The organism is Gracilibacillus ureilyticus (assembly GCF_900111195.1).
Classification (GTDB): Bacteria; Bacillota; Bacilli; order Bacillales; family Amphibacillaceae; genus Gracilibacillus; species Gracilibacillus ureilyticus.
Genome location: NZ_FOGL01000002.1, coordinates 98,841 through 118,753 on the forward strand (window position 1 = coordinate 98,841; position 19,913 = coordinate 118,753).

A 19,913-nucleotide genomic window follows, 5' to 3' on the forward strand; every position below is an offset into this window, starting at 1 on the left:
CAAGACGAGATAAGGAAGTTTTTTGTGACAATTTATAGATGATTCTTTTAAAATGCTTCAGGAATCATCGTAAACCCATCCACAATGGTTTCTTCATCGACTTCAATCATTAAGTAGCGTTTTCCATCGAATTGAATTTGTTTAACGAATTTCAGATCCTGTGGGCTTACTGCAATATTGGCTACTTTCGTATTAATTTTAATTGATTTGGAGGTGAACTTTGGAACAATATTTCTTGCTTTCAGTTCATACTTCTCGTCATCCAATACATTTTTAAATGCTGTTTCAACCTTTTCTGTAGTAACATCCTCTATTCCGCTAGTTCTCAGCACCTGTTCTACATCCTTGTAATCGAGCCTTGGTGTATCTTCCTCTTCATTGTCTTCAATGACACGGTTGATTTCCTCATACACGTTGGCGAGTTTGGATGTACTGATCTGATGTCCAACCGCATCTCTGACTACTTCTTCGAAAACGATTTTGTCATCTTTTGCTGTTAACGTTTCTTCCGCATTAAGGACATCTTCAATAAATTCCGGATCAGGCTCATTGGCTTTCCCTGTTGCATACAGCACATGATTGACATCAGCCGCATTGTCAGTAAAGCATGGGAATAAAAAACCACCAACAGGTGCATTTAAATTAATGACAGGATCTACGACAACATGGTATTTGAATTCTTTTTCCACATAATCAAAATGAAGCTCTTTTTTCGGGTCCTGCGTTTTGTTAATACTGCAAAGAATGAAAGGATGTGAGTAAACCGCATCTCTGTCACTTTCTTCCGTTTCCTCATTGCTGCGCTTCATCGGCTTCATGTATTCCGCCCGGATAAATGTCACAACAATATCCATTTCATATTGCTTGTCAACCAGCATTTTCTCAACGATTTCGAGCATTTGTGTCTGCCATTCAGTAACTTCACTGCTAAGCAGTCCTTTATGTAAAATAAGCTGACTGGAGTTTTCCACATTAGACTGGAACTTCAGTTCAAACAGCTTTTCATCAAGATTACCTGTCAGGACTTTTTTAAAATTCGTCATAAAAAGCTCCTGCTGATCCTGTTCAAGCAAGGAAAAAGGCTGGAACTCCTGATGATAAATATCACTCGATTCCTTCATAATGTACACATTATAAATATCATGTATCCTCAATAAGTCATTATCTGGTTTAAATTGCTTGCGGATTGCAGCAATATCCTTTTTATTCATATCCACCACTCCCAGCCTTCATTATACCTCACCAGTCTGATGGATTTCCAACTTGATTATGGGGGAATTTTATCGATGGAATGTATTCTATTTCCATTTTGTGAATTTTTTCGAACAATCACCTGTAAAAATAAACTTTCCTCTCTTTTTCCTTTATAATAAAATGCAGGCGTTAATCCTATGATAAATATAATAGAAAAGAGGGATAAAATGGTTGCAGCTTTCACACTAAATAATATTTCCTGGAAACGCATTCTTTTGTTTTTGCTGATAATTCTTGTCCCGAACTATCTTGTCATGCAGGTACAGTTAGTTGGACCTGTGGATGATTTGGTCGCAATTGGAACAGCTATTGACCTTGTCATCATCCTGCCATTAGCGATATATTTCCTTGGATTTAAGAAAAGAGTATCATGGTTAGCATTATGTGCGTTCATTTTCTGGGGTTTACTGCTTGCTAACTGGATTATACCCGCTGAAGCGGATCGATATCTAACTTATTTTAATAAGTCTGTTATTGTGCTGGAGGTTTCTGTCATCCTGCTTGAAGCGGTATTGTTAATAGCCATCATCAAAAGAATTCCACTGCTTATTAAAAATTACCACGAAGAGAAGGAACGTCATTATCATTTCTTAATCAGTTTATCCGCAGCTACAGAGCGTACTTTCACATTTAAAAATGAAAAACTGAATAAATTCAAATTAATATTAAGGATATTGGCGACAGACATAGCGGCTGTCTATTACAGCCTGTTCAGCTGGAGAAAAAAGGCTCCTGCTCTGGAAAATGGACGAACCTTCACCTTTCATAAGGATGGCGGTTATCAAGGCGTATTTTTCATGCTTGTTCATGCGATGGTACTGGAAGTCATTGCTGTACACATTTTAGTAGCCCAAGTCAGTCATGTTGCAGCATGGATTCTTACACTGTTTGATGTGTACGCGTTACTGTTTATTATCGCAGACTACCAGGCAATCCGCTTATCACCAGTGGTAGTGGACGATAGAGGGATCCACTTTCAAAAGGGTGTCAGACAGTATGGCTTTATTGAATGGGAGAAGATAAATGCAATCAGGAAAAATGAGAAATCACCAAAAGAAGTGGCGAAAGACCGTGAGAGTATTTCCCTTGCACTAAACGGCATGGAACCGGAGCCTGTCCCGTACGTGCTGGATTTAACCAAACCTGTCGAGATTCGTCAACTGTTCGGGTTTAAGAAAGTTATCCGTTCCATTTATGTTAGAATGGATCAACCACATTTATTTCATGAGACTATCAATGAACATCTGAAGAAAAGAGGTTGTTAAATGAGTGGCATCACCAATTTTAGCATTGTAGGCGGGGCGGGCTTTCGGGCCCGGTATTTTTTAAGAGTTGCGAAAGCGTTACCAAATGTGTTCCGGGTAAGTGGCGCGGTAGTTAGAGATGAGGGGGAAGGGAAGCACATCGAAAAGGAGTGGGGGATAAAGACATACCGTACATTGCGGGACTTGCTTACAAAAGAATCACCAGATTTTGCTGTCATATCAGTAAATCCAAAAGTTTGCGCCCAATATTTAATCGAACTGGCTGAGCTGAACATACCAGCATTGGCAGAAACTCCGCCAGCACCAGACTTGGCAGGATTAATAAACCTGCATGAAAAACTGACTGTAAAAGACGCAAAAGTACAAGTGGCAGAACAGTATCAATTCCATCCATCCCATCAGGCAAGGTTATCTTTGATTGAATCAGGCCGATTAGGGAGAATAAGTGAATCTACTGTTTCCATTTCTCATTTATATCATGGCGTAAGTTTGTTAAGGCGCATATTACAGATCGGTTTTGAAGATGCAGAGATTCATGGGAAAAGATTTCATTCCCGAATAATTGCAGGCCCATCTCGTGCAGGCTATCCTGAGAAAGAAGAATCGATAACCGCTGCCCGTGATCTCGTCTGGCTGGATTTTGGCGATAAGTTAGGAATTTATGATTTTGAAAAAGACCAGCACCGTTCCTGGATTAGATCCAATCATTTGCGTGTGAGAGGTGAAAGGGGGGAAATCTTTGATGACCGTGTCCATATGCTGGCAGATTATGAGACTCCGATTCATCTTGATTTAAAGCGGATAAATAAAGGTGAAAAGGAAAATCAGGAAGGCCATTTCCTCTATGGAATTTTAGCAGGCGAGAAGTGGGTTTATAAAAATCCGCATATTCCGGCAAGGTTATATGATGATGAAATTGCAATTGCCACATGTTTAACAAAGATGGCAGAATATATTAAGGGTGGTCCCAGTTTTTATGATTTGAGAGAAGCATCACAAGATCACTATATTGGCATGTTGATGCAGCAAGCGTTAGAAACTGGCGAGATAGTGAAATCAGTTAAACAGCCGTGGGCAGAATGAGAGGAGGGATGAATCGTGATCCTGTTAATAGGTGGACCCAGCAGTGCAGGAAAGACAAATATGGCTCAGAAACTATTGGAAAGATATCATATTCCATACTTGTCCCTTGATCATTTGAAAATGGGCATCTACCGAAGTAATCGGAACTGTGGGTATACACCTCTTGATAGTGAAGAGAAAATAGCAGAAAAGCTGTGGCCGATTGTTAAGGAAATGATTAAAACAATGATAGAGAATGAGCAGAATCAGATTATTGAGGGATGTTATTTGCTGCCTGAATTAGTGGAGGAATTAATGTTGGAATATCCTGACGATATTTTACCAGTCTACTTAATTTTTGTAGAGGATTATATTTTTACTCATTTCGATTCCCATATCCTTACATACCGCAGTGTGATCGAAAATAGAGGAGAAGAGGAAGATCGTCCGGTTTCTTATTTCATCCATGAGCATAATAAATTGAAAGAAAAATGCATTGCTTATCAAAGCTATTATGTGGAAATTAAGAATAATTACGAAGCGGAAATAGAAGCAGTTTATGAGTATATTGAAGGGAATTTATCAAATAGAGACCTTACCCAGGTTTTCTATAAAAATAGAAGAATGTAGATATTCTGCTTCCTGCGAACAGCACAGAAAATTATTTAAAGTTTATGTTAACCGAACTATCTCGAATGAAAAAAATTCGATCCATAGTTCGGTTTTTGTCTTGTATAAAACCCATTTTTTCACTTTATGATTCTATCATTGCTCAGTATTTTATTGTATCAATATCTTTATGAGAGCGCTAAATGTCTGTAATTCCCCTAATGACCTCCATAAAAAAACATCTAAAATAATCCGATAGCCTCTGTAGAATCTCTACATTTTTCACTATCTTTACAAAAGTTAAAGCAGGATTAACATTTTCTTCATGGTACCAAGTTATCGTTTTACTTGTAGAACAAATAAGAAGGAGGAAGAGGAAATGAAAAAAATTAAGTTGTTGTCATTACTGTCAGTGATTGGACTGGCACTGTTGTTAGCTGGTTGTGGAAATGATGCGAATGCTTCTGGTGGAGAAAATGAGAATGGCTGGCCTGAAAAAATTCGGTATGGAGTACTTCCGGGAGAAGAAGATAGTGAATTGTCACGGGCACATGAACTCTTTGTAAAAGATATGTCAGAGGAACTGGGAATAGAAGTAGAGTTATTCCAGGGAGAAGATTACAACGCTGTCATCGAAGCAATGCGTTCAAAAAAGTTAGAGCTGGCTAGCTTTGGTCCTTTTTCCTACATTATTGCACAAGAGCGGAGTAATGCTGTTCCAATTGCAGTTAGGGCAATTAGTGAAGAAGACGCCACATATAACAGCTGGATCGTAGTACCAGATGAGTCAGATGTGCAGTCATTAGAAGAATTAGAAGGAAAAAGCATTTTATTCGCGGATCCTGCTTCCACTTCAGGTCACTTATTCCCAAGAGGAATATTCATTGAAGAGCTAGGCATTACAAATGATGAAGTAGAGAGTTATTTTTCCAGTGTTTCTTTCTCCGGGAGTCATGATAACTCCATTTTAGCAATCGCTGCGGGTGATGCAGATGCAGCTGGTGTATGTTCAACCTGTGTGGAGCGAGCAGTGAAAGGCGGTTTAGTTTCTGAATCAGATTTCCGAATTATTGCAGAATCTGATCCAATACCGTCAAGCCCGATAAGTTACCGAGGTGATTTACCAGAAGATTTAGTAGAAGCTATTAAAGAATTTATTTACAACTACGACAATGAAGAGTTTTTTGAACAAGCAGGTGATAAAGACTCCCGGTATATACCTGTTGATGAAAGTAATTATGAAATTATCCGTAAAACAGCTGAGAGTTTAAATATGAGCCCGGAAGAATTATTAAGCCAATAAGAAAGGAGAAAAACCATGAATCCAATTTTACAAGTGGAAAACCTGAAAAAAGTATATTCAGACGGAACCGTAGCGTTAAATAATATTAACTTCGAGGTGCATCCAGGAGAGTTTATTGTTGTCATCGGACCAAGCGGTGCAGGAAAAAGTACTTTACTTCGCTGTATCAATCGTCTTGTGGAACCGACAAGCGGTGACGTGGTTTTCAAAGGAAAGAAAATTAACAAAATCGGTGCAAGGCAAGTTAAACAAGTACGAAGAGAAATTGGCATGGTATTTCAAAACTTTAATTTAATTGATCGTTTAAGTGTGGTTAATAATGTCCTTCATGGCCGGCTCGGATATACCGGAACGATAAAAGGAGCGCTGGGACTGTTTTCGAAAAAGGACATCGCAGAAGCGGAGGAGATTTTAGAACGTGTAGGTCTTAGTAAGCAAAAATATAAAAGGGCTGATGAGTTAAGCGGTGGCCAGATGCAACGCGTGGGAATCTCGAGAGCCCTTGCACAAAGACCGCGTCTTATACTAGCCGATGAGCCAATCGCAAGTCTGGACCCCGCTTCGTCGAAAATCATTATGGATCATATTTTTACAATATGTAAAGAGGACAAGATTACAGCAATTGTGAACTTGCATCAGGTCGACGTTGCCATGAAATATGCGACAAGAATTATTGGTATTAAGAGTGGTGAGGTTATTTTTGATGGACAACCTTCTCATTTAACAAAGAATATCATTGATGAAATATACAGCAATGCAAAACAGCCGTTGGTGAATGCTCAATAAAGTAGGAGGACGAGCAAATTGAATATGATACAAGAGTTGAAAAAAAGAAAAAGGTTACAAATTTTACTCCTCTTCTTTTTTGTTACAGGACTAACAATATGGTCAGCAATAGGAACTAATTTTTCTTTCTATGAAGTGTTTTCAGGTTTTGGCCTGATTAGTAATTTCGTCTTTCTTGATTTATTGCCACCGGACATTGCTGCATCAGGGACATTGCTTGAAGCGATTCTTGAAACATTATATATGGGCTTTGTTGGTATGGTTGTTGGTGCATTAATTGCCTTGGTCCTTTCTTTTCTTGCGGCAAGTACCACAACCCCGCACCCGGTCGTACAGGTAATTGTCCGGGCATTTACTTCTATTATGAGGAACATTCCAGGACTAATATGGGCTCTTATATTAGTGGCTTCATACGGAATCGGAGTAACCGTTGGGACATTGTCTCTAATTTTAGGATCTGTCGGATTCTTAACAAGGGTGTTTGCTGATACGCTGGAAGAAATCGATACGGGAAAAATCGAAGCATTGCATGCAACTGGCTCAAGTTATTTTCAAATATTGGCCCAAGGCGTTTTCCCGCAGTTCTTCCCGGGTTTCATTGCATGGTCTTTATATAACCTGGAGCTTAATATTCGGGCGTCAACTATTATAGGAATGGTTGGCGGGGGAGGAATCGGCTTTGCGATTCAAAAAGGAATTAAGCTGTTTCAATACAAAGAGGTTAGTATGGCGATTGTCTTGGTGCTAATTCTTATACTTTCAACAGAATTTCTGACAAGTAAGATAAGGGAGCGAATTATATGAGCAGAGATGGAAATGTATATCCATTAAATGCACAGGAATCTGATAATGAAATAGCAATAAAGCCGAAGAAAGATCTTTTCACAAGAGGGGTATTTGCCTTCGGTGCAGTCTTTTTCCTGTTTTGCCTGTATCAATTAAATATCGACTACAGCAATTTACTTGCAGGAACAGTTGATTTCATTACCATGCTTGGGGAAATGTTCCCCCCAGATGTTAGTGAATGGAAATATGTTATCCCTGCAGCTATTGAATCCTTGCAAGTAGCAATCCTGGGAACGGTTATTGCTGTTGTAATTTCCTTGGTATTAGCCTTTTTAGCGGCAGAGAATTTAGCACCTAATAATTTGGTTGCAAGCATTGTCAAAGGGTTTGCAACATTAATGCGTGTCATTCCGACAATTATCTGGGCTTTAATTTTTATTGTTGCTGTTGGACTTGGGCCATTGCCGGGAGTATTAGCTATCGCTGTCCACAGCTTAGGGATGTTAATTAAAGTCTTCGCGCAATCAGTGGAAGAAATGGATGATGGAAAAATAGAGGCATTAAGAGCCTCAGGAGCTAATTGGATACAGATCATTGCACAAGGGGTCATCCCTACTGTAGTTACTGCTTTACTGTCATGGACGATTTTACGTCTGGAAATTGATATCGGAGAGTCAACCATTCTCGGATTGGTAGGAGCAGGCGGTATTGGTTGGGAGTTAACAAGAGCGATGCGGAGTTATGACTTTAATGCTGCATTTTTTATTGCGATGGTCATTTTTGTAATGATTTTCTCTGTAGAAATGCTCAGTAACCGATTGAAATTAAAAGTGTAAAACAGGAGAGGTATGAATGAATCAGATAACGAATCAGAAAAAATTATCCGAGACACCGACTGTTCATCCGTCAGCTAAAGTAACTCGCTCGGAAATTGGCAAGTGGACTGACATTGGTGCAAATTCCAAAATTGTTGAATCAACGATTGGTGACTACAGTTATACAGCGGGAGATGTGCAAATAATTTATGCTTCTGTTGGGAAATTTTGCTCTATTGCTTCCCATGTCCGGATTAATCCAGGTAATCACCCGACATGGCGTGTCACACAGCATCATGCGACATATAGAAGAGTTCAGTACGGTTTTGGTGAAGAAGAAGATCATGAGTTTTTTGAATGGCGGAAGAATCATCCTGTAACAATTGGGCATGATGTGTGGATTGGCCATAATGCAGTAATTATGCCAGGAGTCACAGTAGGTAATGGAGCTGTAATTGGAGCCGGGGCAATTGTCACAAAAGATGTGGAGCCATATTCGATAGTTGCTGGGGTCCCGGCAAAAAAGATTAAAGAGCGGTTTCCAAGAACTATTGCTGAACAATTAGATGAAACAGCCTGGTGGGACTGGTCACGCGAAGAGCTGGAAGAAAGGTTTCCAGATTTAAATGATCTGGATTTGTTTTTAGCTAGATATGGTAAAGGAACAGGGGGTAATGACAATAACAATCGAGAAAGAACTTCGGATTATTGATGACCTCATGGAACAAATCATTTCGAAACAATTTGATTATGGTGAAAAACTGCCGTCAGAGAATGAATTGGCAGATAAATACAGGGTACCGAGAACGACAGTGAGGCGTAGTTTATCTAAACTGGAGGAACGCGGGTTCATTTATTCACAAAGAGGTAAAGGCAGGTATTTAAAAAATGAATCTTTTCAAGTGGAACTGAATTTAACAGGGAAATCTAGTTTTACCGAGAAGATGAGACAATCCGGTCATCAATTAGTTACTCAAAATGTAGGGTGCGAAAAAATTAAATATGATAAGCAAATATATGAACGGCTTAAGGCGGCAAGGGAGGATACGGTTTATCAAATCAGTCGTCTCCGTTATATCCATGGGGAGCCAATTGCCATACATAACTCTTATATTAATGAAAGGCAATTTCCAGATATCGCTAAAGTGGGACCGGAAATTGTATCAATGTATTCCTTTTACCGCCAGCTTGGTTATCACGATTTTACTAATATTAACAGTTTATTAAGTGTAACTTTCCCAACCTTAAACGAACAGACAGTACTGTTATGTAAAAGTATGGAGCCATTAATTATGATTGAGAGCACATGTACGGATACAGAGACGGCAAAAGTGCTGGAAACAACCAAAGTTCTTTACCGCAGTGACAAGTTCAAATATAACCTTTCCTCAAGATAATCTATTGTAAATCTGCTTAACATAATATTTACAATTTTCTAAAACACAGCAACTTGGCAACAAGATATGCTTGATTTATAAGGAGGTTACAGAGATATGAACAGAAAAAGAAGAACTGAAATATTAATTCAGAATGGTGGGAATTTAGCGAAGGAATTAGCGGAAGTCATCAAAAAAAAGTATGAATATCAGCCAATTTCAGAGCCGGAGTATGGTTTAACGATGATTAAGATGCGGGAATCTGCGAAAAAGTCATTATTTTATATCGGGGAAGTCATGGTGACAGAGGCGAAAGTGGAAATTAATCAGTCAATTGGGATCGGGATTGTAATTGGTATGGAAGACGAACTGGCACAGCATTTAGCAATCATTGATGCAGCCTATCGGGCGAACCTGCCAGAAACAGTTGAATGGGAACCGGTCTTGGAAACAACGGCAAAGCAGTTAGAAGAACAACGTGCAAGGGAACAAAGGGTAATATTCGAAACAAAAGTAGATTTTGAAACAATGGAAGTCTAGTATGCCGATAATATCAGTCTGTTGAGGTGAGATGATGGTAATTGATCAAGTACACGATTTACAGAAAGTATACCGCAAAATTTTACACAGTATGTCTAGGCCTGGAACAATCACTTCATTCGAGCAAAAAGCTGATTCGATTAGTAAATCATTACCTTGTAATGAAGCAGTTTTTCTTTGTGCCTTAACATTATTTGATGCGGAAGTAACTTTCCATATCATTGGAGAACAAGAGAAAAGTGAAAGGTTAGCAGAACTTATTTCTTCATATACCATGTCAAATAAAGCTCCACATGACCAGGCGGATTTTATAATCGCCCTTCAAGGGAATTTAACGAAGGAAATTGAGAAAGCCATGAATGTTTGTAAATCAGGGGATTTAATTAATCCGCAAAATTCAGCGACATGGATTTTAGAGAGCGTACTTATATCCAACCAGTCTGGCGTTACGTTAACAGGTCCCGGTATTGAACGGGAAGCACTATTGCAAACAGGTTATGATGAACATTTCTGGATGGCAAGAAATCTTAGGACAAAAGAATATCCATTAGGTATTGACTGTATTTTCGCTGATTTTTCCAATCAGATTGCTTGTGTGCCACGTACCACAAAAATGGTTGCAACGGAGGTGATTTAAATGGGTTATGTAGCGGTTAAGGGCGGTACAAAAGCGATTGAAGCTTCTATCGAACGGCTCAAATATGAACGGTTAAAGGGTGAGGAAGTACTAGAAATTAAAACCATTTTGGCAACAATGCGCAGTTTAGTCGATCAAGTGATGTCTGAAGCAAGTTTATACGCGCCATTTCTAGCAGCACTTGCAATAAAACAGGCTGGCGGAAGTATGGAGGAAGCTGTTTTTTTGATGAGAGCACACAGATCAACACTGCCACGTCATTACTATAGTTTACCTGTTGACACAGAGTCTATGTTTGTTGAAAGGAGGGTATCTGCCAGTTTCAAAGACATTCCGGGTGGACAGCTTCTCGGAGCAACCAACGATTACACACATAGATTACTCGATTTCGAATTAATTGAGGAAAATACAGATGCCAATCATCAGTGGCTAAGAGATTATGAGGCAAAGCTAGCAGCAAATATGGCGCAGGAACAAGAAATACAGTACTTTCCGAAAGTGGTTGATTATTTACGTGCGGAAGGGTTATTCGACTATTATCCGGAAGATAACGATCCACCAAAGGATGTAACCAAAGAAAGTATTCAATTCCCGACAACACGGAGCGAAAGGCTGCAAGTATTAACAAGAGGTCAGACAGGAGCTGTGACTGCATTAGGCTATGCATCTCTCCGTGGCTATGGCCAGGTTCATCCTACAATTGGAGAAGTGAGAGTAGGCAATGTCCCTATTCACGTCCAGCATCCGTATGAGAATAACAATGACGAAGAAAATGCTTTTTATATTGGGGAGATAAAAATAACAGAAGTAGAGTCATTTGTTCCCGTCCATGTGAAAAAAGATAATAAGGAAGAACTTGAGTTCGAAATTGGTTATGGAATAAGCTATGGCCAAAATGAGACAAAAGCGATTGCAATGAGCATCCTTGACCAATGTTTAGAAAACCCGCACGGAGAATTCCCAACACATGACGAAGAGTTCGTTTTATTACATATCGATTCAGTGGAAGCAACTGGATTCATTTCCCATTTGAAGTTGCCACATTATGTAACTTTCCAATCAAAATTAGACAGCATTCGTCAGGTCAAGAAAGGAGCGGAAACAGGTGAAAACTAAAACTCATTTTGCATTTTTTGATGAAGGATCGAAAAAGGAGATTCGCAGGGCAACCTTGAAAGCAGTGGCAATTCCCGGTTACCAGGTACCCTTTGCTTCAAGGGAGATGCCGATTGCCAGAGGCTGGGGAACGGGTGGTTTACAGTTAACTCTATCTTTGATTGGGAAAAACGATGTACTAAAAGTGATTGATCAGGGAGCGGATGAATCTGTAAATGCCGTCAGTATTAAGAAATTAGTTCAGCATACAACAGGAGTTCCATTAACAGAAAGTACTACGGATGCTACGATCATTCAATCCCGCCACCGGATTCCGGAACTGCCGTTAAAAAGTGACCAGATTCTTGTCCTGCAAGTACCGAATCCTGAGCCACTGCGTAAAGTAGATGCAAGAGAATACATGACAAAAAGAATGCATGCAGAGGATGATTACAGTGGTGCATGGCTGATTCTGTTCGAGCAGATTATGAGATATGGAAAAATGACAACAGGTGCTGCCCATCCTGTCTATGTCAATGGACGCTATGTGATGGCACCAAGCCCTATTCCGCGATTTGATAATCCTAAGATGCATCAATCAGAGGCACTCATTCTGTTAGGTGCAGGTAGAGAAAAGAAGATCTATGCCGTGCCGCCATACACGAATGTCGAGTCATTAGGTTTTGAAGATTATCCCTTTACTGTGGAGTCCTTTGAAGGAGAACAATGCCATTTGTGTGGTGCAACAGAGGTTTTCCTTGATGAGTTAATTGATCCGGATTCTTGTGAGCGAACCTATCAGTGTAATGACACTAGCCATTGTATCGAGCGGTTAAACAGTAAGGAAGCAGAGGAGGTGGAGAAAAGTTATGCATGAAACTCCGATTTTACGAGTAAGAAATCTGGAGAAGCAATTTGGACAAGGGTGTCCTGATTGTAAAGATAAAGAAAGCAGAAGCCTGGAAAAAAACTATTGCTCTGCCTGCGGGACGGTTTACGCTGTACGTGATGTCTCCTTTGATTTATTTCCTGGCGAGGTGTTAGGAATTGTTGGAGAAAGTGGCAGCGGCAAGTCCACTATGCTGCAAGGTTTATATTTCGATGCAGAAATAACTGGTGGTGAAGTATACATTGATCACCCTGCTGTTTTAGATAAAAACGTATTGGAGTTATCTTCCCAACAGAAAAGATACATACGCAATTATCTTTATGGTATGGTCTATCAGAATCCCGTACACGGTTTGAAAATGAAATTTTCTTCGGTCGGAAACATTGCAGAGAAAATGATTGCAGCCGGTGGAAGGAATGTAAGCAGTATTGAAGCGAGAAGCAAAACTTTACTAGAAAAAGTCCACATCCCTTTGAGACGAATGAAGGAGGAACCGCGTAATTTCTCAGGTGGTATGCAACAACGTGTACAGATCGCAAAAGCATTATCCAATAATCCGCCCATTCTGTTTTTAGATGAAGTAACTACAGGGTTAGATTTATCTGTACAGGCTAGTGTACTTGACTTAATCAAGCAAATTCAGCGAGATCTCCACATTAGTATGATTGTCGTGTCACATGACCTGGCTGTTATCCGAATGCTCGCAGATCGCTCTATTGTTATGTTAAATGGGACGATTATCGAGAAGGGATTAACAGATCAGATTCTTGAAGACCCGCAACATGAATATACCCAGCAATTAGTTTATTCATTATTATAGGAGGTCGGTCATTTTGTACATTATCCATAATGGGAAAATCATAACAGAAGATTCGATATTAACAGGTCATGCCGTAGTAGTTGATGGAGAGACAATTCATGCATTAATTGAGGAGGATGAAATAAATCAATTCCCGGAAGCTGAATTGATTGATGCAAGAGGTGGTTATGTTTCCCCAGGATTTATCGACATACATTCAGATTATATAGAAACAGTAGCCTCCCCCCGTCCGAACAGTGTGATGGATTTTAATCTTAGTCTCCGGGAGGCGGAGAAGATTTTAATCGGACATGGAATTACTACAATGTTTCATTCGTTATCTTTTTACCGGAAAGAAAAAATTACTCGTAAACATGTTCGTTATCCAGACAATATGCAGCGAATGATTGACCAGATTGATGAAACTCATCATAAACTGCATATGATTCGGCATCGATTACATGCCCGCTTTGAGATGGATAATATTGATGGCATTGATCAACTGATTGATAATATTCGGTCAGACAAAGTTCATCTTGTTTCATTTATGGATCATACACCGGGTCAAGGCCAATATCGAAATTTGGAAATATACCGGCAAAATATTAAAGGTCATCGCAATATCTCAGATGAAGAAGTAAATGTACTGCTTGCTGAGCGTAAAAGCACGGAGCTGATCACAATAGAAAAGATAACAGAAGTTGCAGAACTCGCCTTATCGAAGGGGATTGCCATTGCGAGCCATGATGATGATAATGTGAGTAAGCTTGAGCTGGTCAAATCATATGGTACCACAATTAGTGAGTTCCCAGTCGCATTGGAAATTGCCAAAAAGGCGAAGGAACATGGACTATATACAATTGTAGGAGCACCGAATGTGTTACTTGGTGGTTCTCATTCTGGGAATCTTTCTGCAGCAGAAGCGATTGACCATGGTTACGCAGATATATTGTGCAGTGATTATTACCCTGCAGCGTTACTGCATGCTATTTTTCACCTTCATGATAAACAAGAGCAAGACTTACACAAAATGTTTATGATGGTAACTTTGAATCCTGCCAAAGCAGTAAGTATGGATGAAGAGATTGGTTCAATAAAAATCGGCAAGAAGGCGGATCTCCTTGTAATTGAACGAATGGATGACGGATACCCAATGCTGACCGCGACAATGGTAAATGGTCAATTAATGACAACGACAAATTATCGTTCGAAATAAATGATGAGGAGGTGCAAAATAATGACAATCCTTGAAATTAAAAATTTTGGAAAAGCTTTTACTATCCACCATCTTGATAAGACGCTTCCTGCTGTAAATAACATACACTTTTCAATCGATGCGGGAGAGTTTATCGGAATAATTGGAAAGAGCGGCAGTGGGAAATCGACAATATTGAAAAGTATTTATCGTACGTACTTGCCTCACACAGGCGAAATTCTCTACAACTCAGATCGGTTCGGTCAAATAGATCTAGCGAAAGCTACCGAAAGACAAGTGATTTCACTAAGGAAATATGAAATAGGGTATGTCTCCCAATTTTTAAACGTAATGCCAAGAACAACGTGCCGCCAGCTCGTTCAAAATGCTCTATTAGAAATGGGTGAACCTGGAGAGACTGCGATGATTGAAGCTGAGAAAGCATTAACCCATTTTGAAATGGATCCAAAACTTTGGGACAGTTATCCAAATACTTTCTCTGGCGGTGAGAAGCTTCGTCTAAATATAGCGATGGCAACAGTTAAGAAACCGAGGCTGTTACTGCTTGATGAACCTACTGCAAGTCTTGATCAACAATCGAAAATGAAAGTCCGTGAGATAATTGAGAAGTTAAAACAGCAAGGGACAACATTAGTTGGTATCTTCCATGATATCGAGTTTATGGAAGGATTGTGTGACAAAGTATATGAAATGAAAACAGGGCAGGTTATCTCTGCCAGAGAAGAGGTGGCATATGAAAGCTGATCTTCATCTGCATAGTCGTTATTCTGATGGCTCTCATACGGTGGAGGAGGTTTTAAAGCAAGCATCTAATGCCGGATTAACACATGTCAGTTTTGTAGATCATGATACAGTGGCTGGTTGGCAGGAAATTGAGGTAATGGCGAATAAGTACTGTATCCAAGCGATTCCTGGTATCGAGATTTCCGCCTATGATTTTGAACGTGGACGTAAAGTGCATATATTAGGCTACGACTTTCAAAAAGAGGCACCGCATATAAAGAAACTTTGCCAGCCATTACTTGATCGGAGGCAGGAGAATTCTCTCTGGCAAATTGAACAAATTCAGTCATTGGGTTACTCGCTGGATACTGATCTGATCGCATATGTCGCAAAACCTTCTTCCACCATTTATAAACAGCATATTATGGGGCAATTAACAGAAGAAAATTATTCTTCGCAAACATATAAAGAGCTCTATCGACAATTGTTTAAAGGAGATGGAGTAGCAGCAAGGGATATCAAATATGTTGATGCGTTTGATGCCGTCCGTGCAATTAAGGCAGATGGCGGGATCCCTGTTGTTGCACATCCAGGCCAGCTGGATTCCTATGAATTAATTCCTGAGTTAGTAGAAACAGGCCTTGCCGGAATCGAGAAAATTCACCCAGACCATACAAAAGAAGACCATAGAAAAGTTGGAGAATTAGCAGAACGTTTCCACCTGATCCAAACAGGAGGAACAGATTTTCACGGTGCATATGGAATCGATATTTCTCCAGGTGATTTAGTTAGTCCGTCCATACCAGTATTTATGAAAGGATGAAAAGGTTGGCACATATTCATATTGGGTTAAATGTGAAAGATTTAAAGGAGAGTTTGGATTTTTACAGAAGAATGCTTGGAGCTGAACCAGTAAAAGTGAAAGAGGACTATGTGAAATATCTTGTGAACAATCCTAATTTAAATCTGACGTTATCCGAAAAAAAGAATGTAGAAGGCAATCAGATTAACCATTTAGGCATTCAAGTAGAAAGCTATGAAGAGATGTTGTCACATAAGGAGAGAATTGAAAAGGAAGGTTTCTTCGCAAGGGAAGAAATGGATACGACTTGTTGCTATGCGGTGCAGGATAAGTTCTGGGTGACTGACCCAGATGGAATCGAATGGGAATACTTTTATACAAAAGCAGATGCAGAGGTTCATACCATTTAATTGCTCTAACGCAGAAGCTTATAACTAGTAATTGCATATAATATGGATTATATGCAATAGCACTAAACACTTGCATTATTTAGTGTGCAATGCTGCCACTCCGTCCGATAGCTTCGCTTTCGCCCAAGGGCACAAGTGCAACTTCTACTCAAGTAAAGGTTACTTTTTTAGTGTTTTCTTTGCCATGGGGACGGCTTCACCAAGTGGATCTTCAGCTCGTCCTGTTCCTATAGGAGTCTCCGCAATCGGCCTACGCTGGAATCATACTCTACAATGGTTGTAAGAAAGGGAGGAATGTAGTAACACATAAAAATTCTCATGAACATTTAAAGCATGGATTGTTCATGAGAATTTTTAATTTTTTAAGTAAAAGAACATAAATTAATTCTTCATATGGGTGTTCCAATCGGTTATTTTATCACTGGAAGGACTAGCACCACTAAAGCGGAGGCCGGCCACGCAGACTCCTGGGGGACAGCGAGATCTGAAGATCCACTTTGCAAAGTGTTCTTCTTTGCAAAGTTAGCTGAAGACGAGCCCATGGAAAGCGAAGTGGCCGGACGGAGCGGTAGTATAGCACACTACATAATACCCCTTTATTTCATATCATACATATTATGTGTTTTATTCAGTTTAACAATTGTCCTTAATCCTGTTGCCTCATCCGCTATATGCTTCTTCCCCAATATAATATAATTCCACCAGCTTTTGGCTGATATTGCGAATATCCTTTTCCAATGCAAGCTTGTACCCATTTTCGGTTAGATCTTCTGCTTGTTGTTCGGCTATCTTTACAATCTGTTCCTTAAATGAATGAAACTGCTTCGCTTTGTAAACATGGACATTATCTGTTAACCATTGTTCATAAATAGGTATATCACGCACTAACACAGGGATCTTTGCAGCTAAGGCTTCGAGTAAGACGATTCCTTCTGTTTCTTCGTGTGTGAGAAAAAGGAACAAGTCGCTGCCACAATAGGCATCCCGCAGTTCTTCACGGCTAATAAAACCTGGAAAATGCAAATTAGGAATCTCCTGTTTCATTGCTTTTTTAATTTTTGCCGGCACAAGATTCATACTTGTATGACCAAACCAGTAAAATGTATATTCAGGCAACTGTTTCGCTAACTCGATAAAATCATCGATACCCTTTCGTTCCATAAAGTGTCCGACAGAAATGATCACTTTTTCGTTTGGATCAATTTTATATTTTTTGCGGAACCGTTCTCCTGCCGCTTTATTTCTCTGAAAGAAAGATGTATCAATTCCATTAGATAGGCTGAATACGGGACGATGTAATCCATATGTTTCAAGGATTGACTTTGAATATTCGGTCGGTGTAATAATAATATCGCCCTTGTTGTAACAATAGGAAATCCACTTTTTGAATAACGGTGCAAGCATATTGGAACCGATAAAGGAATTGCGGAAATCTTCCATCGTGGAATGAGCATAATAGACGACTTTCTTGCCATTTCTTTTCGCCCACCAGCTCATGAAAAGAGAGTTTGGGAAAATTGTATTTAAATGCACGATGTCGAAATCCTCTTTACGATCGGTAGTATGAGCAATATTTAAATGCTCCAGAGCTTTTTTCTGATGACGTATTGCCTGCCCGATCCCGCTTTTATTTACAAGATTTAGTGATCCTGCGTACAATAATACTTTCATTCTTGATTCCCCCTGTATGAATATAACTGAACGGATCCCCGCTAAGCAAAAAAAGAAACAATATAACGGAAGATTAACTCTAATCCGAAGCTGTATATAATAATCGGCAGCGGCTTTCCAACTAGAATAATTATCGTGAATTTTGTTAATGTCATTTTTGTCGTGCCTGCTAAATAGCATAGGAAGTCATCTGGTGCAATTGGTGAAAAAATCATCAGGGTGAAAAAAAGTCCAAACCTACGATCATCGACCCAGCTGCGATACTTTTTCCTCAATTTGGGCTTGAACAGGAATAACAAAACAGTGTCTCCATACTTTTTTGCAATTAGGAACGCGGCGATGGAACCTAAACAAATCCCGACATAATTATAGATCAGACCCATCACAGGTCCGAAAATTAAAATACCGCCGAGACAGCCGATCCCACCAGGCACAATTGGGAAAATAACCTGAATAATCTGGAATAATACAAAAAATACAGGTGCCCAGACACCAAACTGATTGAGAAATGCTTCTAATGCTGCTTCTGAGTAAAACAGTTCACTTTGGATTCCATAAATGAAAAAAAGGATACAACCAATAATACTAATGGTTGTCACCGTATTCCAAACCACTTTTATTAATCTTTGTTTTTCGATCTTTGTGACGGTCATTGGTTTATTCCACTTTGATTTATATAAACAATATCCTTTTTCGATTGGTGATATAAAGAGATTGCTTCATAATAAATGTTCTCGATATTTTTGGCAAATGCAACAGAAGAATATTCATCATAAGCCTTCTTTGAAGCATTTGCAGATAAAGTGTTATAACTATTTTGATCCAAAAGTATTCTTTCTATGTAGCATTTAAATTCGTTAAAGTTCTCAAACAGCCAGCCGTTTACCCCATCTTCCACAACACTTTCGAGGCATGGATCCTTCCGGCATAAAGCAGGCAGACCGCTTGCCAGTGCTTCGATATAAGTTAGTCCTTGTGTTTCACTATTAGAGGAACTGACAAAAACATCTGCGGACTGATAATAGGAAGGGATCTCTTCTGGTGAAATCATTCCAGTAAAAATAACATTATTTTCTATATTCAGTTTTCTGGCATAGCGCTCTAGAGAGGCCCTTTGCGGCCCATCTCCAACAACTAGTAAGGACATATTTTCACGCTCAATTTTTGAAAAATAGGTAAAAACTTCTTCAAGGTTTTTTTCCTTGGCAAGGCGGCCGACAAATATCAGCAGACGGTGATCGAGCGGAATATTTAATTGTTTGCGAATATGTATTCTTTGCTTTTCCGCATCACTTTTCTGATAGCAGGATAAGTCGATACCTGTTGGTATTACTTTAATTGGCTGTTTCACCCCATAACTTTGCAGCAGTTTGCTGACTTTTTCGGTTGGTGCGATAACATAGGCTGCGTTTCTCAGCACTTTCCTTGAAAAGATGGCAACCATCGCTTTTCCCCATTTTTGGTTAGGTGAGAAATAATGTGTATAATCTTCGTATACCGTATGGTAGGTATGAATAATGGGTATCTGAAGGCATTTTTCCAGATGTTTAGCAATTCGGAAAGTACTGAACTCACATTGCGAGTGGATAACATCAGGACGCCAATCCATTATTTGTTGAAGATATTTGTAATTTTTAAATAAAGTGACCCGTGCACCAGGATATATTTTACCAACACCTAATGAACTGATATAGGTTATGTCATTCTGTATGTAAGATTTTGCTTCATTGGATAATGTGAGAACACGAACTTCATGGCCTAATTTTTGTAATTCTTTCTTCAGGTTAACAATAGAAGTCACGACTCCATTAATTACAGGAGAATACCATTCCGTTGTAATTAAAATTTTCATATGTAATCCCCCAGTTTTTTACT

General features: G+C 39.4%; 22 protein-coding genes. 18 read left to right on the forward strand and 4 right to left on the reverse strand.

The genetic code is table 11. From position 1 onward, the window contains the following. Positions 1-47 precede the first annotated feature (47 nt). Positions 48-1,211 (reverse strand): DUF4317 domain-containing protein, encoded by a 1,164-nt coding sequence (locus BMW36_RS03490; RefSeq protein WP_089739086.1) that lies wholly within the window; start codon positions 1,209-1,211, stop codon positions 48-50. 180 nt (positions 1,212-1,391) lie between these two features. Between BMW36_RS03490 and BMW36_RS03495 the strand changes: the two genes are divergently transcribed. From BMW36_RS03495 to BMW36_RS03580, 18 genes are all read left to right on the forward strand, one after another. Further along, positions 1,392-2,519, forward strand: a complete 1,128-nt coding sequence (locus tag BMW36_RS03495) for a hypothetical protein (protein ID WP_175480344.1) — start codon at positions 1,392-1,394, stop codon at positions 2,517-2,519. Further along, entirely contained in the window at positions 2,520-3,602 is a 1,083-nt protein-coding gene (locus BMW36_RS03500; protein ID WP_089739091.1) for a Gfo/Idh/MocA family protein, read from the forward strand. It abuts the gene before it with no gap. 15 nt (positions 3,603-3,617) lie between these two features. After that, positions 3,618-4,211, forward strand: a complete 594-nt coding sequence (locus BMW36_RS03505; protein ID WP_089739092.1) for a 2-phosphoglycerate kinase — start codon at positions 3,618-3,620, stop codon at positions 4,209-4,211. A gap of 358 nt (positions 4,212-4,569) precedes the next feature. After that, a complete protein-coding gene (locus tag BMW36_RS03510) occupies positions 4,570-5,493 on the forward strand; it encodes a phosphate/phosphite/phosphonate ABC transporter substrate-binding protein (protein ID WP_089739094.1) in 924 nt (307 codons plus the stop codon). Between the two features lie 15 nt (positions 5,494-5,508). Then, positions 5,509-6,279: a phosphonate ABC transporter ATP-binding protein gene (gene phnC / locus BMW36_RS03515; protein WP_089739096.1), complete on the forward strand. Its 771-nt coding sequence runs from the start codon at positions 5,509-5,511 to the stop codon at positions 6,277-6,279. A gap of 24 nt (positions 6,280-6,303) precedes the next feature. Beyond that, positions 6,304-7,083 (forward strand): phosphonate ABC transporter, permease protein PhnE, encoded by a 780-nt coding sequence (phnE, locus tag BMW36_RS03520; RefSeq protein ID WP_089739422.1) that lies wholly within the window; start codon positions 6,304-6,306, stop codon positions 7,081-7,083. After that, positions 7,080-7,901 (forward strand): phosphonate ABC transporter, permease protein PhnE, encoded by an 822-nt coding sequence (gene phnE, locus BMW36_RS03525; protein ID WP_089739098.1) that lies wholly within the window; start codon positions 7,080-7,082, stop codon positions 7,899-7,901. The genes phnE (BMW36_RS03520) and phnE (BMW36_RS03525) overlap by 4 nt, the downstream gene beginning before the upstream one ends. Positions 7,902-7,917: 16 nt before the next feature. Continuing rightward, positions 7,918-8,592 (forward strand): DapH/DapD/GlmU-related protein, encoded by a 675-nt coding sequence (locus BMW36_RS03530; RefSeq protein WP_089739100.1) that lies wholly within the window; start codon positions 7,918-7,920, stop codon positions 8,590-8,592. After that, entirely contained in the window at positions 8,555-9,277 is a 723-nt protein-coding gene (locus tag BMW36_RS03535) for a GntR family transcriptional regulator (RefSeq protein WP_089739102.1), read from the forward strand. The genes BMW36_RS03530 and BMW36_RS03535 overlap by 38 nt, the downstream gene beginning before the upstream one ends. Positions 9,278-9,373: 96 nt before the next feature. Continuing rightward, positions 9,374-9,796 (forward strand): phosphonate C-P lyase system protein PhnG, encoded by a 423-nt coding sequence (phnG, locus tag BMW36_RS03540; protein WP_089739104.1) that lies wholly within the window; start codon positions 9,374-9,376, stop codon positions 9,794-9,796. A 31-nt stretch (positions 9,797-9,827) separates the two neighbouring features. Then, positions 9,828-10,433 carry a phosphonate C-P lyase system protein PhnH gene (gene phnH, locus BMW36_RS03545; RefSeq protein ID WP_245711572.1) on the forward strand — a complete coding sequence of 202 codons (606 nt, stop codon included), beginning with the start codon at positions 9,828-9,830 and terminating at the stop codon, positions 10,431-10,433. Continuing rightward, positions 10,434-11,549 (forward strand): carbon-phosphorus lyase complex subunit PhnI, encoded by a 1,116-nt coding sequence (locus BMW36_RS03550; protein WP_089739108.1) that lies wholly within the window; start codon positions 10,434-10,436, stop codon positions 11,547-11,549. Continuing rightward, the gene (locus BMW36_RS03555; RefSeq protein ID WP_089739111.1) at positions 11,539-12,405 is read left to right on the forward strand and encodes an alpha-D-ribose 1-methylphosphonate 5-phosphate C-P-lyase PhnJ; all 867 of its coding nucleotides are present in this window, start codon (positions 11,539-11,541) and stop codon (positions 12,403-12,405) included. The genes BMW36_RS03550 and BMW36_RS03555 overlap by 11 nt, the downstream gene beginning before the upstream one ends. After that, a complete protein-coding gene (locus BMW36_RS03560; RefSeq protein WP_089739113.1) occupies positions 12,398-13,237 on the forward strand; it encodes an ATP-binding cassette domain-containing protein in 840 nt (279 codons plus the stop codon). The genes BMW36_RS03555 and BMW36_RS03560 overlap by 8 nt, the downstream gene beginning before the upstream one ends. Before the next feature lie 13 nt (positions 13,238-13,250). Continuing rightward, a complete protein-coding gene (gene phnM, locus BMW36_RS03565; protein WP_089739114.1) occupies positions 13,251-14,432 on the forward strand; it encodes a phosphonate metabolism protein PhnM in 1,182 nt (393 codons plus the stop codon). Positions 14,433-14,453: 21 nt separating this feature from the next. Next, on the forward strand, positions 14,454-15,176 hold the full coding sequence (gene phnL / locus BMW36_RS03570) for a phosphonate C-P lyase system protein PhnL (protein WP_089739116.1): 723 nt from the start codon (positions 14,454-14,456) through the stop codon (positions 15,174-15,176). Then, positions 15,166-15,978, forward strand: a complete 813-nt coding sequence (locus BMW36_RS03575) for a PHP domain-containing protein (protein ID WP_089739119.1) — start codon at positions 15,166-15,168, stop codon at positions 15,976-15,978. Before phnL ends, BMW36_RS03575 begins: the two co-directional genes overlap by 11 nt. 5 nt (positions 15,979-15,983) lie before the next feature. Then, positions 15,984-16,367: an ArsI/CadI family heavy metal resistance metalloenzyme gene (locus BMW36_RS03580; RefSeq protein WP_089739121.1), complete on the forward strand. Its 384-nt coding sequence runs from the start codon at positions 15,984-15,986 to the stop codon at positions 16,365-16,367. 660 nt (positions 16,368-17,027) lie between these two features. On the opposite strand, the gene BMW36_RS03585 is transcribed toward BMW36_RS03580, so the two are convergent. The 3 genes from BMW36_RS03585 to BMW36_RS03595 are packed head-to-tail and all read right to left on the reverse strand — an operon-like array spanning position 17,028 to position 19,890. Continuing rightward, complete coding sequence (locus tag BMW36_RS03585; RefSeq protein WP_089739123.1) at positions 17,028-18,038, reverse strand: LTA glycolipid anchor biosynthesis glycosyltransferase, IagA/BgsA family; 1,011 nt, start codon at positions 18,036-18,038, stop codon at positions 17,028-17,030. Between the two features lie 41 nt (positions 18,039-18,079). Next, positions 18,080-18,691, reverse strand: coding sequence for a TVP38/TMEM64 family protein (locus BMW36_RS03590; RefSeq protein ID WP_089739126.1), 612 nt, complete (start codon positions 18,689-18,691; stop codon positions 18,080-18,082). Beyond that, a complete protein-coding gene (locus BMW36_RS03595; protein WP_089739128.1) occupies positions 18,688-19,890 on the reverse strand; it encodes a glycosyltransferase family 4 protein in 1,203 nt (400 codons plus the stop codon). The genes BMW36_RS03590 and BMW36_RS03595 overlap by 4 nt, the downstream gene beginning before the upstream one ends. Between the last annotated feature and the right edge of the window lie 23 nt (positions 19,891-19,913).